The organism is Flavilitoribacter nigricans DSM 23189 = NBRC 102662 (assembly GCF_002646595.1).
Taxonomy (GTDB): domain Bacteria; phylum Bacteroidota; class Bacteroidia; order Chitinophagales; family Saprospiraceae; genus Flavilitoribacter; species Flavilitoribacter nigricans.
This window is the reverse complement of sequence record NZ_PDUD01000011.1, coordinates 111,134-126,431: the sequence shown is the minus strand read 5'-3', so window position 1 is coordinate 126,431 and position 15,298 is coordinate 111,134. Positions and strand designations below refer to the sequence as shown.

Annotated in this window: 14 protein-coding genes; 5 read left to right on the top strand and 9 right to left on the bottom strand. The window is 53.7% G+C overall.

Going from position 1 to position 15,298, the window contains the following annotated elements; genetic code table 11:
• Nucleotides 1-31 precede the first annotated feature (31 nt).
• On the bottom strand, nucleotides 32-1,480 hold the full coding sequence (locus CRP01_RS07825) for a DUF1501 domain-containing protein (protein ID WP_099149468.1): 1,449 nt from the start codon (nucleotides 1,478-1,480) through the stop codon (nucleotides 32-34).
• The gene (locus CRP01_RS07820) at nucleotides 1,477-4,008 is read right to left on the bottom strand and encodes a PSD1 and planctomycete cytochrome C domain-containing protein (RefSeq protein ID WP_099149467.1); all 2,532 of its coding nucleotides are present in this window, start codon (nucleotides 4,006-4,008) and stop codon (nucleotides 1,477-1,479) included. The genes CRP01_RS07825 and CRP01_RS07820 overlap by 4 nt, the downstream gene beginning before the upstream one ends.
• Before the next feature lie 117 nt (nucleotides 4,009-4,125).
• On the opposite strand from CRP01_RS07820, the gene CRP01_RS07815 reads away from it, so the two are divergent.
• Complete coding sequence (locus CRP01_RS07815) at nucleotides 4,126-5,898, top strand: hypothetical protein (RefSeq protein ID WP_099149466.1); 1,773 nt, start codon at nucleotides 4,126-4,128, stop codon at nucleotides 5,896-5,898.
• A gap of 59 nt (nucleotides 5,899-5,957) precedes the next feature.
• On the opposite strand, the gene CRP01_RS07810 is transcribed toward CRP01_RS07815, so the two are convergent.
• Both CRP01_RS07810 and CRP01_RS07805 read right to left on the bottom strand, forming a co-directional pair.
• Complete coding sequence (locus CRP01_RS07810) at nucleotides 5,958-7,283, bottom strand: sulfite oxidase (RefSeq protein ID WP_099149465.1); 1,326 nt, start codon at nucleotides 7,281-7,283, stop codon at nucleotides 5,958-5,960.
• A 5-nt stretch (nucleotides 7,284-7,288) separates the two neighbouring features.
• A complete protein-coding gene (locus tag CRP01_RS07805) occupies nucleotides 7,289-7,522 on the bottom strand; it encodes a hypothetical protein (RefSeq protein ID WP_099149464.1) in 234 nt (77 codons plus the stop codon).
• A 58-nt stretch (nucleotides 7,523-7,580) separates the two neighbouring features.
• Between CRP01_RS07805 and CRP01_RS07800 the strand changes: the two genes are divergently transcribed.
• Nucleotides 7,581-8,555: a D-2-hydroxyacid dehydrogenase gene (locus CRP01_RS07800; protein WP_099149463.1), complete on the top strand. Its 975-nt coding sequence runs from the start codon at nucleotides 7,581-7,583 to the stop codon at nucleotides 8,553-8,555.
• Between the two features lie 207 nt (nucleotides 8,556-8,762).
• Nucleotides 8,763-8,897, top strand: a complete 135-nt coding sequence (locus tag CRP01_RS43135) for a hypothetical protein (RefSeq protein WP_262510313.1) — start codon at nucleotides 8,763-8,765, stop codon at nucleotides 8,895-8,897.
• Nucleotides 8,898-8,920: 23 nt separating this feature from the next.
• On the opposite strand, the gene CRP01_RS07795 is transcribed toward CRP01_RS43135, so the two are convergent.
• The 5 genes from CRP01_RS07795 to CRP01_RS07775 all read right to left on the bottom strand — a co-directional run bounded on the left by CRP01_RS07795 (nucleotide 8,921) and on the right by CRP01_RS07775 (nucleotide 14,033).
• On the bottom strand, nucleotides 8,921-10,504 hold the full coding sequence (locus CRP01_RS07795; protein WP_099149462.1) for an ArnT family glycosyltransferase: 1,584 nt from the start codon (nucleotides 10,502-10,504) through the stop codon (nucleotides 8,921-8,923).
• A 131-nt stretch (nucleotides 10,505-10,635) separates the two neighbouring features.
• On the bottom strand, nucleotides 10,636-11,577 hold the full coding sequence (locus tag CRP01_RS07790) for a hypothetical protein (protein ID WP_099149461.1): 942 nt from the start codon (nucleotides 11,575-11,577) through the stop codon (nucleotides 10,636-10,638).
• A gap of 78 nt (nucleotides 11,578-11,655) precedes the next feature.
• Entirely contained in the window at nucleotides 11,656-12,753 is a 1,098-nt protein-coding gene (locus tag CRP01_RS07785; protein WP_099149460.1) for a vWA domain-containing protein, read from the bottom strand.
• 123 nt (nucleotides 12,754-12,876) lie between these two features.
• Nucleotides 12,877-13,416 (bottom strand): peroxiredoxin-like family protein, encoded by a 540-nt coding sequence (locus CRP01_RS07780; protein WP_099149459.1) that lies wholly within the window; start codon nucleotides 13,414-13,416, stop codon nucleotides 12,877-12,879.
• Between the two features lie 149 nt (nucleotides 13,417-13,565).
• The gene (locus tag CRP01_RS07775) at nucleotides 13,566-14,033 is read right to left on the bottom strand and encodes a hypothetical protein (protein WP_099149458.1); all 468 of its coding nucleotides are present in this window, start codon (nucleotides 14,031-14,033) and stop codon (nucleotides 13,566-13,568) included.
• Nucleotides 14,034-14,214: 181 nt separating this feature from the next.
• Here CRP01_RS07775 and CRP01_RS07770 point away from each other — a divergent pair, with 181 nt between their 5' ends.
• Together CRP01_RS07770 and CRP01_RS07765 are read left to right on the top strand one after the other, a co-directional pair.
• Nucleotides 14,215-14,721, top strand: a complete 507-nt coding sequence (locus tag CRP01_RS07770; protein ID WP_099149457.1) for a GNAT family N-acetyltransferase — start codon at nucleotides 14,215-14,217, stop codon at nucleotides 14,719-14,721.
• 22 nt (nucleotides 14,722-14,743) lie between these two features.
• The gene (locus CRP01_RS07765; protein WP_099149456.1) at nucleotides 14,744-15,265 is read left to right on the top strand and encodes a hypothetical protein; all 522 of its coding nucleotides are present in this window, start codon (nucleotides 14,744-14,746) and stop codon (nucleotides 15,263-15,265) included.
• The last annotated feature ends 33 nt before the right edge of the window (nucleotides 15,266-15,298 follow it).

Below are 15,298 nucleotides of genomic sequence, written 5' to 3'. Positions count from 1 at the left end.
CGTATTGCCCGTGGTAGTACCGAAAAATATTTTACGCCAGGATTCCCTTTACCAGATGACCGTGTACGTCGGTCAGGCGATAGTGACGCCCCTGGTGTTTGAAGGTAAAGCGTTCGTGGTCAATACCGAGCAGATGCATGACCGTTGCCTGAAAATCGTGAACGTGTACTTTATTTTCGGCCGGATTGAAGCCGAATTCATCAGAGGAACCGTAACTCATGCCCGGTTTCACCCCGGCTCCCGCCATAAAGATCGTAAACACGTAGGGATGGTGATCCCGGCCCCATACGTCAAACTCCTCGATACGCCCCTGGAGGAAAGGCGTGCGGCCGAATTCCCCGCCCCAGATGACCAGGGTATCTTCCAGCAATCCTCTTTGTTTCAGGTCTTTGATCAGTGCGGCGGTAGGGGCATCGGTATCCTGGCACTGGATCTTCAGCTGATGGTTCAGGTTTTTGTGCTGATCCCAGCCGGCGTGCATGCATTGAACGAAACGGACACCCCGCTCAACCAGTCGACGGGCCATCAGGCAATTGTAGGCATAGCTTCCCTTTTTCAATACATCCGGCCCGTACATATCCAAAATGTACTGCGGCTCACCCGAAAAATCGGTCAGCTCGGGTACACTCATCTGCATCTTATAGGCCATTTCGTACTGAGCGATCCGGGTATTGATCTCCGGGTCTCCGTACTCCTGCAGGTTGATCTCGTTCATTTGCTCCAGTCCATCGAGCAGATCCCGCCGCATTTTCCGGCTCATGCCCGGAGGATTACTCAGGTACAAGATCGGATCCCCTCCACCCCGGAATTTGACGCCCTGAAATTTAGTAGGCAAAAAACCACTGCCCCAGTAATAGTCGTAGAAAATCTGCCCACAGCTGCGTTCCTTATCCCGGGAAGTCATCACCACGAAAGCCGGCAGATTGTCCGAACTACTGCCCAGGCCGTAGGTCAGCCAGGCTCCCATACTGGGACGGCCCGGCATTTCCGAACCGGTCAGAAAATAGGTGATGGCCGGCGCGTGGTTGACCTGCTCGGTATACATCGACTTCACAAAGCAAAGCTCATCCGAAATGGACGCGATATGGGGCAGAAAATCCGATACCCAGGCCCCGCTCTGGCCGTGCTGCGCAAATTGGGTGATCTCGGAAAGCACGGGCCGGTTCACCTGCTTGCCCGTCATGGTACTGAACCTTTTGCCGTTGATCAATTCGTCCGGGATCTGACGGCCGTGCCAGGCCCGCAGTTTCGGTTTATAATCGAACAGATCCACGTGGGAAGGGGCACCGTTCTGAAAAAGATAAATGACCCGTTTGGCGCGGGGTGCAAAGTGCGGGAGTTCGGGATCGACCATGCCGTTGCGCGCAAACAGCGAAGGGTTCAGGAGGGAACCGAGCGCAAAACTGCCGATACCCAGTGCGGATCTGCGAAAAAAATGACGCCGGGTAAGTCCGGCCCGGTGTTCGAAAAATGGGTTCATTGTTTGTTGAGGGTTTCGTCCAGGTTCAGGATCATTAAACAAAGGGCCGCGAAGGCTGCCTGGTCCACTGAAGCCGGTGGGGTCTCGGAACGATATTCGCCCACAGTCATTAATTCACCGGCGGCTTCCGGATCATCGATAAAAGCCTGCCGGAATTGGTGGAGACGGTCCAGCAGGATCTTTTTTTCCGCCGCTCGCGGGTAGCGGGAAGTGGCCAGTCGGAAAGCGTATTCAAGCGGGTCTGCGCCTCGTTCCTGTTCAGCCAGCACACGCTCCGCCATTACCCGGGCGGCTTCCACATAAGCTACTTCGTTAAGCGTGGTCAGGGCGTGCTGCGGGGAGTTGGTCAGCAACGGTTTTACCGCACAAACCTGTCGGGCGGAATTATCAAACAGCATGGTCGGACCAACGATCCGGCGCCAGAAGGTATAAAGCGTCCGCCGGTAGAGGTCCGCGCCACTATCCCGCTGGTAACGCTTCTGCCCAAAAGTCGCTTCGGCCCAGATCCCCTCCGGCTGATAGGGTTTTACCGGAGGCCCGCCGATAGAATCCCGCAGGAGGCCACTCAGGAAAAGCGCCTGATCGCGCAGCATCCAGGACGGCAAGCGGTATCGTGGCCCGCGGCCCAGCAACTCATTATTCGGATCAAATTCCAGCAACTCCGGATCTACTTTGGAGGTCTGCTGGTAGGTAGCGCTCATCACCATGAGCTTACACAGCGCTTTGATATCCCAGCCGCTTTCGCGGAATTGAACGGCCAGCCAGTCGAGCAAAGCCGGGTGGGAAGGTTTCGCACCCTGGGCACCGAAATCTTCGGGCGTTTTTACCAAACCCTGACCGAAAAAGGTCTGCCAGAACCGATTGACGGTCACCCGGGCCGTCAGTGGGTTTTTATCATCCACCAGCCAGCGGGCCAGTTCCAGACGGTCAAAAGTACGCTCGTCGGGCAGAGCCGGCAATACTTCCGGCACATCGCGCCGGACCGCTTCCAGGGGTTGATCGTAGCTGCCGCGTTGGAGCACAAAGGTAGGCCGTGCTTCCGGTAGCTCGTCCATGACCATTACCTGAAGGTTCTGAGCCGACTGCCGGTTTTTATCGTTCATCGCCGTCCGGAGTTCCGTTAGCATTTCGGTGTATTTCGGATCCCGATCCCGGTAGTGGCCGATCAATAGGCCCAGGTAGTAGGTGCTGCGTTTCACCGGCGGATAGCTCAGGGCGTATACATTATCCCCGTTGAGATCGGCCGCCGCCGGAGATTCCGAGGCCGGCCCCGTTTCCCGGGGGAATATTTCCGATTCGTAGGTAGTGACCTCATCGCCAAGCTGCTCTACAAAGGCCTGTAAGGCTTCCACTTTAGCGCGATCCGCCGGGGGGCTCAGGTCCAGAACCGGAGGTATCCGTCCGCCGCCGTTCAGGCCTTCTTCGGAAGTCTGATTGAAATAATCAAAAAACTGGTAGTATTCTTTCTGAGTGATCGGATCAAATTTGTGATCATGACAACGCGAACAGTTGAGGGTAAGTCCGAGCCAGACGGCTCCCGTGGTCTCCACCCGGTCAAATACGTTTTCCACCCGGGTCTCTTCCGGTATGCGTCCGCCCTCGCCGTTGTACATGTGATTGCGGTTAAAGGCCGTAGCCAGGATCTGCTCCGTAGTGGCATCGGGCAGCAGGTCGCCGGCCAGTTGCTCAACGGTAAACTGATCGTAGGGCATATTTTCGTTGAAAGCCCGGATCACCCAATCGCGCCAGGGCCACATCTTCCGCTCGGGATCGCCCTGAAAGCCGTTGGTATCGGCGTAGCGGGCGGCATCCATCCAGTCCCAGGCCCAGCGTTCGCCGAACTTGGACGAGGCCAGCAAACGGTCAACCACCCTTTCGAAAGCACCGGGAGCATTGTCCTGCAGGAAAGCGTCGACTTCGGACGGGCGGGGCGGCAGGCCGGTAAGGTCCAGACTAACCCGCCGGATGAGCGACTCCCGGGATGCTCTTTCCGAAAAAGAACGGCCGGCGCGCTCCAGTTCCGCCAACACGAAATGATCGATCGGGTTTTGCACCCGGTCCGCATGCTCTACTGACGGAAGCGGCGCCTTTTCGGGTGGGATGAACGACCAGTGCGGTTTCCATTCGCCACCCTGCTCCAGCCATTTGACAAGAGTAGCCTGCTGAAGCGGGGTAAGCTGCATATTGGATTCCGGCGGCGGCATGACGGTTTCCGGATCGTCGGTCAGGATCCGGCGAATGGCATCGCTCTGCAGCGGATGCCCGGCAACCAGGGCGTAACCCGGTCCGTTTTTCAGGGCGGCAAAAGCCGTTTCTTCCAGATCGAGTCGCAGATCCGCTTTTCGTGCTTTTGCATCCGGACCGTGGCAGGCGTAGCAATTGTCGGATAGAATCGGCCGCACGTGAAAGTTAAAATCTATCTTTTCCGGCAATTGACCGTAGGCCTCCTCCACTGCTTCCGGCAGTCCGGGAGTGCAGGCGGTGATCAGCATACAAGCGAACAAATGAAGTAAGCGGCCAGGTTTCATGGTAAGTTATTTGGTAGTGGCCTTTTGGAATTCCGAAGGACAAAAAGCTGCTCTGTAAGATAATGTTTTCCAAAAACTGGTTCAAACCTAATTTGTACCTTTGCCCAAACAATCCTTATGAAACATATTATCCTTTCTTTATTGGCGTTTTCGCTGTGCTTTACCATTACAGGACAGAGCAGTATTCTCCCCCTGGGAAACCGCGCTTACCACATCCTCGACCGTCTGGAGATCACCACCGGGGTAGAATCCAGCTTCCACTCTACTCTCAAGCCCTACACCCGGCGTCAGGTAACCGCTTACGCCAATGCCGTGGATACCGCCCAGATCGCGCTGGGACTCAGCAATCGCTACGACCTGTTCTATATTTTCCGGGATAATAACGAATGGCTGGCCGCCGCTCCCTTCCCCACCCGCATCGGCGGACAACGGGAACCCATCAGCAACCAGGAGGGACTCACTCAGGTGGAGGCCAGCTACGAAGACAGCCACTATACCCTCAGCAGAAAACCCATCCTCAAGTATTTTTATCGCAGCCCGGCGAATCTCTTTGAGGTCAACGAAAAGTACTTTCATCTCCGGGTCAATCCCCTGTTCCACTTCAGTCTGGCCAATGCCCAGAATGATCCCCAGCCGATCTTTTTGAACCGCCGGGGAGTAGCCGTGCGCGGTGGTGTGGATGACCGCATCTATTTCAGTTTCGACATCCTGGAAACCCAGGCGCGATTCCCCAATTACGTCAATAATTATGTCGACAAATACCGGGCGCTGCCCGGACAGGGTTTCCTGAAAAGCTATCGATCCGTCGTATTCGATATCGACCGCGGATATGATTTCCTGAACGGCCAGGGCTACGTCGGGTTCAATTTTACGCCCCACGTCGGACTGCAATTCGGCTACGGACGCAACTTCATCGGAGATGGCTACCGTTCGCTCCTGCTTTCTGATTTTGCCAATAACTATCTGTACCTGAAACTGAACTGGCAGGTGGGCCGCTTTCACTACCAGAACCTGTTTACCGAGCTGACCCAGGGTACGCCCCGAACGGTGGCGGGCGACCGGCTGTTACCCAAGAAATACATGGCGGCACACTTTCTGAGTTACAATATTACCCGCAATTTCAATGTCGGTCTGTTCGAAGCCGTCACTTTTAGCCGGGAGAATCGCTTTGAATTTCATTACCTGCTCCCCGTTATGTTCTACCGCACGCTCGAACAGGGACTGGGCAGTCCGGACAACGTAATGATCGGCCTGACCTCCAAACTGAATCTCTGGAAACGCTTCCAACTCTACGGCCAACTGGTATTTGATGAATTTAAATTCGAAGAACTCGTCCTCGACAATCAGGGTTGGTGGGGAAATAAGGTCGGCACGCAACTCGGTCTGAAATACATCAATGCTCTGGGGATCGACCATCTGGATGCCCAGATCGAATACAACAGCGTTTTGCCGTTCACCTACACGCACAACGAAGCTTTAGCCAACTACGTACATTACAATCAGCAGCTCGCCCATCCGCTCGGCGCCAATTTCCGCGAATGGGTACTGCTGCTCCGGCATCAGTTCCTGAAACGTTTTGAATGGGAAGCCCGGCTGATCAGCGCCAATTACGGCGAGGACGATGAGAACTCTAATTTTGGCAGTAATCTGTTGCTGCCCAGTAACACCCGGACTACTGCGGAATACGGCAATGAGATCGGCCAGGGGATCAGCACCCAAACGCTAATATTTGGCCTGGATATCAGTTACCGTCTGGCCCACAATATCTATCTGGACCTGAATTATTTCTACCGCAATAAGAATAGCGAACAGGATCCGCTGGATCTCCGTACCCAATACCTGGGTGGCGGTATCCGGATTAATCTGGATCGGATGCGGATGGATTTTTAGGAAGGAGGTTTGAAAATTGGGAAGGATCCTGGGACCGGTTCCTTCCCAATGATCAGGAATCATTTCACCACTTTCACAGCGATCCGGTGGCAGGCATTGTTTAGATAACCGCGCGGATTCCAGCCGGGCAGCACCATCGGCTGGGCGATCCCGTTACTGTCCGTAGCGCGAGCCCAGACCTCGTAATAGCCCGTTTCCGGAAAATCACTCACCGTAGCGCTCCAGTGTTGCCAGGCCATTTTATTAACGGGGCCTTCCAGTTTGCAGGTGCGCCAGGTAGAGCCGAAATCAATGGAATATTCCACTTTCTGTATCGATAATTCACCCGCCCAGGCGTGTCCGCGAAGGGGCAGTGCCTGTCCCTTACGGATGGTGGCCCCGCTCTGGGGGAAGGTGATCAGGGATTTAACCGGCATGTTCTCGATAATGCACATATCCTCGTCGGCAACCGAGACACCCGGGGCAACCGGTTTGCAGGGAACGCGGTAGGATTGCCCGGTCATTTTTTCACCATCGTGTACCTTATTGCGGATGACGATCCGGCTGAGCCATTTTCCGGAAGTAGAAGCCGGCCAGCCTCCGAATACCAGTCGCAAGGGATAACCATTAAGTACCGGTATAGCTTCCCCGTTGATCGCCCAGGCGATCAGAGATTCATTCTGCATGGCCTTGGAGATCGGCACGCCACGAGAGATCGGGTCCTTTTCCGGATCACCGCTGAGGTGGCTGTCTTTGCCGTAATAACCGATGTACACCGCATCGGACCCCACGCCTACATCTTCGAGCACATCGCGGAGGCGTACGCCCGTCCAGGCGGCACAGCCTACCGCACCGACCGTCCACTGGTTGCCTTTGGCCGGTGGGTTGAATTCGCTGCGACCGTTGCCGCCGCATTCCAGGGTAAGATGGTAGGTGTATTCCCGGAAACGGGACTTCAGATCGGCCAGGGTATAAGATTTGGATGTACGGGCGGATTCGCCTTCGATAGTCAGGGTCCAGGTATTAGGATCAATGCCTTCCACCTGGGGCGGCAAACCGTTATTGCGTACGAACAGGAGATCAGCGGGCGTCACCTTATCGTCCAGCAGATGGGCCGGCGTCTCGGCATTGACCGGGCGATCGTTCAACACCACCAGATCCGGATGTTTGCCCGGCAGGGCAAATGCCTCGGAGCTATTGGCCAGACCGGCGGGGATCATACCGGCCGGGAAATTGCGACCGTAGACCATATTGCCCCCTAAAACAGCCCCCATGGCCAAAAGTGCCGATCTTTGCAGGAAGCCACGCCGGGAATTGGAATGGGATTGGCGGCCCCACAGTAAGCGGTCGGCCAGTTCGGGATCTTTGGCGTATAACTCGTGTAATCCAATGTACTTTTTTGCCATCTTGCTTATCGTTTAGCTGGTTTTTTATTCACAATTTTTACGATCAACAACCGGATCAGCAGCAGCCAGGGGAGTCCGTGCAGCAACAGATCGAACCAATCCATGGGCTGCATCCCTACTGCTCCGCCCCACAACCACCGCAGTTTGCCCCATAGGTGGGGTTCGGGAGTAAAGGGGGCCAATCCCAAAGTTAAGCAAGCGAGCAGGATAATTTTCCAATCGTTAAGCAGGTTTTGCATTTTTTTATTTTAAATCAAGTCTCTATATTTCCAGCCTTGCCAACACCAAAGCTAAAAAATGGAAAAGCCCAATATAGTTGTTTTAGATGGTTACACCCTTAATCCCGGAGACCTGAGCTGGGAAAAGCTGGAAGCCCTGGGACGGCTCACGGTCTATGACCGGTCAAAACCCGAAGAAGTGATCCCCCGTGCCAAAAACGCACAGATCCTGCTCGCCAATAAGCAGAAATTGTCCCGCGAAACCTTGTCCGGTTTACCCGAGCTGCGCTGCATCAGTGTGACCGCCACGGGTTACAATAATATCGACACCGAAGCCGCCAAAGAACTGGGGATCACCGTTTGCAACGTTAGCGGTTACGGTACGACGGCAGTTGCCCAACACGTTTTTGCCCTGATGCTGCACTTTCTCAATCAGGTAGCGGCCCACCACGAAGACGTACTCGCCGGTGGCTGGTCCGCTAAGGAGGACTTCGCCTATACCCTCTCCCCCATCACCGAACTGGCCGGCAAAACGCTGGGTATTTACGGTTTCGGTCAGATCGGCCAGCATGTGGGTAAGCTCGGTCATGCGTTTGGGATGAAGGTCATTTCCAAGCACAAACATCCCAAACGGGATGCCCGGCCCTGGGTGCGCTTCGTCGATCTGGATGAACTCTTTGAGGAGAGTGATTTCTTGACCTTGCACGCCCCCCTGACGGAAGACAATGCCGGCCTGATCAACCGGGAACGCCTGCAACAAATGAAAGCTACCGCCTACCTGATCAATACCGGTCGCGGCGGTCTGATCAACGAACCCGATCTGAAAGCCGCTCTGGAAGACCGGGTCATCGCCGGAGCCGGGTTGGACGTATTATCCCAGGAGCCACCACCGGCCGACCATCTTTTATTCGGCGTTAAAAACTGCGTGATCACGCCCCACAATGCCTGGGCCAGCCGCGAAGCACGGCAACGGCTGATGAACGAATCGGCCAATAATATTCGCTCGTTTCTGGCCGGAGAGCCGGTGAATGTGGTGGTGGAAGGCAATCGCTAGAAGCGGCATCCGGAAGTTGCCGGCCGTGCACCGGAAACCGGAGGATCATCTGCCGGTCAGGATTCGCGAAAAAACTCTCTTCCTCAAAAAACGAACTGCTTCAAAGCCAGCGTTATAGGAAGTTTTGCGCTAATTTTCCGGCGGGCTACAATGTTTTTATTTTGAAATATCGTACTTTCCCCGTATTAAATTCTAAATAATAAAAACATGGCAAGGAAGTCTAAAAAAAGACGGCGCAGAGAACAACTCGATAAGCGGGATAATAAAAAGTTCTTCACCGTAGTGGCTATTTCCACCGCGGTCTTATTGGTGCTACTCTATATTATCTACCAAAATGCATAGTGCATACGGCACAAGCCTACAAACTATTGAGGAACAATAAGCTGATAACGCACTGCTTCCAACTGATCATTCCAGCCGGATAAGGTATCCGCGCTGGCGGGGATGTTCATTTGCCCGGCGGTAGTTTGCTCCAGTACTAAAATTCCCGCCGGGCTGCTTATTGCGGATTGCAGGGCCGCTTCCGTCGACAGCAACTCTACCTTTCTCATCTGATCCTGTCCGTATACCGCCATCCCCGGGAAGGGATCCAATCCGGGCCGGTAATACAACTGCAAACTTTCCGGTTGGTCTTCGCTCTGCCGGCTTTCCGCCATATTGACTATTTCCGGCGACCAGTGCCGCTGACTTTCCAGGATCGGTCCGATCTGAAACCAGGACAGCATGGTGAGCAGTACACCGGCCAGGATCGGGCCGCCGATCAACAAGCGGTGATTAAAACCGTACAGACCGATCACGCCCAAAAAGCACATGCCCCAGTAGAGACCACTGGCGGCCAGCAGGGACCGGAACCCGATGCCCCGGAACGACCAAAAGCCGTAGATCATACCCATCGCTATCACGAAAAAAGCAAATACCAGTTGGAGAATGGCCGGGCCGCGTACCCAGGCCGCAAAGGGATATTTGGGATTGAAGAACAGTTGCATCTGTTTGGCGGCCAGAAGCGCCAGCACCCAACTCAGGGTCAGTGACTGGGACAGGAGCGCCGAAAGGATCCAGGCGGTGAGCAACAGCGAAAACTCCTCTCCCCGCTTTACTTTATAGAACAGATCCCGGATGCCTCCAATTGCGAATCCGATGAAAGGTAAAACAGCGATCAACTGCCAGCTCAGGTATTTCAGATAACCGGACCGCAACCAGCCGAACGACAGGGCGGGATCGAACCAGGGGCTCGGTTGCAGCGCCGTGAGTACCAATACTCCAGCCAGAGCGGGCAGCCATACCTGCCAGTTGAGCAATATCTTACCCTGCGAATGGCTGCGCATCAGCACCAGGAGAAAAGGAATGGCAAAAAGCAAACTGCCCAGCGGTTCTATTATGAAGGATACCCAGAGTGCCGCCCACCACAGGAATTTCCAGGGATCGGAAGGAGTTTTCAGATAGATCAGCGTACTCATACCAAACAGTACCTGGGCACTGAACAGGTAAATATCCGCCGTGGCCCGCTTGGCTATATTCGGCACCAGCAGAGAAGCACCCACCAGCAGCAGGGCCAGCCAGATCGTGTTCTTTCCAAAAAGTTTTTTACCAATAAAGAAGGTACCCGCAAGGGTAAGCAGGAAAAAGAAGATGCCGAAAAAACGGAGATAAAATACGGAGATGGGTCCGTCGTCGTAAGCCGCGTGCAGGAAAGCCGTCAGCCAGCTATTCGGCTGATCCGATACGGACTGCCAGAGCGTCCAGGCTTCCGCACCGTGCCAGATGCTCGTCGTGTCGTTCATGGCCAGCAAGCCGGCCAGGAAGAACAGAACGACTAATCCACTGAACACCCGAAAACTCGAGCTGTCCAGTTGGGTAATGTCTTTTTTGATTGCTGATTCGGTACCGGCCTGCTGCCCGCCGGGACGCGTACCATCGCCCGCTTTCGCCTTCTTTTTTCTCTTAGCCATGTCAGTTTAAATGGCGTTCCTGAAGAACAGTTCAATTCGAGGGCGAAATTAGCAAATTTAAATAAATGGGGGGTTCCGGGCCGGTCTTCTTCCCACCCGGATAGGCGATATCGTTACCGGAAAGGTTTTTCCTAGCGGTTCTTTCCCTTCTTCCCGAAAATATTCTTTTCCCGCTGGTCGAGGATCGGATAATCCCGCGGCGCTTCGGCCGACATCTGGTCAAACACTTTTTCGATGTAGAGCCAGCGTCCGTTCTGCAGATTGTAACCTTCGTAGGAACCGTCGGGATAATATGTGATCCCCTCTCCGTACTGGCCGCCACCGGGCACCAGATGGTCGAACATAATGATCTCATAAGTCGGATCGTAATTCACCTTAACGGTGGCCGCGGCGGAGTATTCGCGAACGATGCGGGCCTTGGCAAATTCGGGGGAATCCTGCGTAGCGGGATGGTAAAAAACGGGAGCGCCGAAGGTCGCCTGGCCGTTCTGGATGCGCAGCACATCGATCACTTTCCTTTTGTAGTAAAACGAATAGCCGTCGAACCCAAATAACAGATAGTAAGGGCCCTGCGGGGTATCGACCTGTTTGACGTTGTAGTAGACGGCCCCGTACCATTCTTCGGGTTTCAGCACCGCTTTTTCCGGATCTTCCGATATCTGGAAAGAACGATCCTGCAGGGGGATCAGGTTCAATTCCGGCGTATTGAGCTGGATGGCACCGAAATAGCGGTACTCTTCCTTGTCGACGTACAATTGCCAGCTAAAGATCCGGAAGGAGCTGTCCTGCGGATATTGAATGGAAATGCTTTTCAGCCGTTCGAAAGGATAATCAAAAGAGCCGGGCGTTTTGAGCGCCTGTTTGAGCCGTACGATCATCTCGCGGCAGGCCAGAAAACGGTTGTCCGGCAAAGAATCATTGACCACAGCATAGCCCAAAACGGCCAAAGTGTCTTCGAACAACTGCATCTCGCTCTTCTCCGTGAGGGGCTGAAGAGCGGCTTCTTCCTGAGCACATACCGGCAGGGCGGCGAGCAGCAGGAAGCTATATAAAAGGAGCTTTTTTAAATTCATTTTATCACACTGTTTTCCTGGGCTATAAACGCTGATACCGGGCTTTGTATTGTAGTTCAGCGGCAGGAAGACGGTGGATTAGCGTCCCCGCTTCTTATTATTTTTATAATCCCGGAAAATAAACTCCCCGAGGCCCTGCAGGCTACTGTAGAAGGCTTTACCGTTGTTCACCCGGGTGAACTGATCCACGAATTGTACCAGATAGGGATCGCGGGCGATCATAAAGGTGGTAATGGGGATCTGCAACTTGCGGCAACTACCGGCCAGGGCCAGCGTCCGGTTCAGGATCTTGCGGTCCAGTCCAAAGCTGTTCTTGTAATAGCGCTTGCCTTTTTTGATACAGGTTGGTTTCCCGTCCGTGATCATAAAGATCTGCTTGTTCGGATTTTTCCGACGGCGCAGCAGGTCCATCGCCAGTTCCAGTCCGGCTACCGTGTTGGTGTGGTAGGGACCGACCTGCAGATAGGGAAGGTCCTTGATATCGATCGTCCAGGCGTCGTTACCGAATACGAGAATATCCAGGGTGTCCTTGGGATAGCGGGTGGTAATAAATTCCGAAAGGGCCATCGCCACTTTTTTGGCCGGTGTGATCCGGTCTTCCCCGTAGAGGATCATGGAGTGAGAAATATCGATCATCAGCACGGTGCTCGTCTGACTCTGATAGTAGGTCTCGTAAACCTCCAGATCGTCCTGGCTCAGTTGGAAATTGTCGATCCCGTGGTTGATCTGCGCGTTGCGCAGCGTCTCGGAGATGGCCAGATTATCGAGCGGATCCCCAAATTCATAGGGACGGAGGTCCGAAGTGAATTCATCCCCCTTGCCGCCGTGGCGTGTATTGTGATTGCCGCGTTTGGTCTTCTTGATGTCACCGAAGATATCCTCCAGTGCTTTTTTGCGCAGCGCGATCTCCATCTTGGCCGACGGCACGAAATTCGGGTCGCGCGAATCCTTCTGCTGGATATACCCCTTATCGATGAGGTCCTGGATAAAATCGGCCATCCCATACTCATCGTTCGTCAGGTCGTATTCCTTATCCAGTTGGGTCAGCCAGGACAATGCCTCGCTTACATCACCGGAGGTGTAGACCAGTAATTCCTGAAATATCTTAAGTAATTTATCAAAAGTTGATCCGGTTTCGTCACCTGGGACGAACTCGGAATATCTCCATCCAATCATAAATCGTGGTATTCGGTACTTGGTGTTCGGTGCTGGTTTTCCGGTGTATATTCCCGGAGGTCAGGGATACTAAATTACGCAGAAAATCCGAGAACCGCTTGCAGAATGTCTAGTGTTGAAAAATTAGGGAATGGTGCAACAGTTGCGCACCAGCTTTTCGTAGTCCGGCCGGTCGGAAGACAACTTGTGAATAAAGGCTTCCTGGATCTCACCGTCCTGAATGACAAAAACGCCCGGCATCTGAAAGCCGTCTCCGATCGGGGGCGCCATACCGTGCTGTTTCACAATGGCGGTCTGAAAACCCCGCATCCAGGACCTCAGGCCAAAGAGCTGGGTAAAGTTGCCCTTGGTGAGCCCGAATTCTGCATAATATTTGCAGTCCGGATCACTGATATGGGTCGAGTTGGAAAGTTTATACTTTTTGAAAAATTTCTCGGCGGTTTCGTTATCGGACATATGAACGAAAACGATCTTCGTTCCCATCTCCTCAATCGTCCCTTTTCTTTTGGAGATATCGCTCAAAGCTTCCCGACAGAACATACAGCCAAAATGCCGAAGGAAAACCAGCATTACCGGTCTTTCCTGCGATTCTGCCAGCAGATTAGTCCCGCTGTTGGTCAACATCTGGGCCATTATATCCTTGCGAATCCTTGGCTCCTCCATTTGTATCGTTTTTTACTTCTGTGAGAACAACACGGTGGGCGTTTAGTTCTCATAAACGGCAACAAATTGGACCGGCAGTCCTGCTGCCCGAACTGAAATGCCCCTGAAGTGCCCGAAAACCGGGCAATCCGTCAGGCCCCTCGGGGAAGTTAAAATCCCCCCATGTTCTCCCCCATGAACATATAGGGAAAGAACAGACTGATAATGAACATCAAAATGTTCAGCGCAAAAGAGGCGATGATCAGGATGCCTACGAACTTGTAGTGGGATTTCAGATTTTGAAAAGCATCCGTCAACTGGGCGTCACTTCCGATGCGCAGTGCGATCTGGGTCTTGCTGGAAAAGCGATAGAGGTAAAATACCGGGAAAAAAATTAACAACAGGAGAGCGAGGTAAATGACCGTGACCAGGCCGCCGCTCATCCCGTATCCCATCTGCATGGTCATCATACTGAATACCGCTCCGATAAAAAAAGCACCCAGCGCCATGAATCCCAATCCGATAAATGCCATTATGGCAATGAACTGGGCCCATTTGGCAGTTTCTTTGATGTAGTTGCGCATCTGATCGCTCAGGGTCAGATCGTAAGAGGCGTCGTCGATAATTTGTTCTTCCATCAGCGTTTTAGGTTTTAAAAGGAGGTTTCCTCTAATTTCCCTTTTTTTTCCGAACTCCTGAAATTTACCGGACCCTAATATTGATCGGCAGCCGGATTTTAGCGGCGGGCCACTAGCATTTTTTCCGGTATTCGATTAACTTACCCACCGGATCCAGATCCTGAAAAATAACCTGACGCTTATGAAAAATGCTCAATTGCGCCCGATCCGGCCGGAAGACAACCCGGCACTGGCCCGGATCATCCGCGAGGTGATGACCGAATTCAATACGGTGGGGCCCGGCTACTCCATCAACGACCCGGAAGTGGACCACATGTACGAAGCCTATCGGGACCCCGCCACCTCCCGCTATTACGTATTGGAAATTGACGGTAAGGTAGTCGGCGGCGGTGGCATCGGACCGCTGGCCAACGGAGAATCCGCCGTCTGCGAATTACGTAAGATGTATTTTCTGCCCGAAGCCCGGGGGCAGGGCTGGGGCCGCAAAATGGTAAGTCAGTGCCTGGAAGCCGCCCGGGATCTGCAATACCGAAAATGTTATCTCGAAACTGTGGAGCGTATGGAAACCGCCAACCTCCTGTACCGGAAGATGGGCTTCGAAGCCCTTTGCGGCCGCCTGGGCGATACCGGCCACTGTAGCTGTGATACCTATTTTGTCAAGGAGATCGAATCCGAAGCGCTCCATTGAGCGGAGTCAAAGGCACCAACCGATGCGTAAATCTCTCCGCAGGAATCTGCAATCTCTTCTGACCGTGCTTGGCATTCTGGTCACCGGCAGCATGGCCTATCTGACCGTTATCCTGTATCGCAGAACGTTCATTGCCGTCCAGGACCTTATCCTGATGATGTTAGGGATCGGCCTGGTGGCTACCTTCTTTATCCTTCGATCCAAATATTTCCGCAAAACCGACCTGCTCCTGTCCTTCCTGGTAGCTACGGTCGGGATCGGCAGTCTGTTCACCGGGCTCTTCCTCGCAGCCAATACCTATCTCGGTGATCCTCCGGCAAGGTCTCAATCCAGAAATATCATCCGCAAGGACAGCCGGCGTGGCCCCAAGGGACGCAGAAACGAAACCCATCCCACCGTTTATATCCGTTATAATGGCCTGGAAAAAGAGCTGGTCTACCCGCACGATTCCACCGAAGCCGTTGAACAGGCCGTCCGGGTGGAACTGGTCGTAAAGACCGGATTATTGGGCTACGAGTTTATCACCGGCAAACGGCTGCAATAGGCCGGTCCATCCGCCGGCGCTTGCCGGTCATCG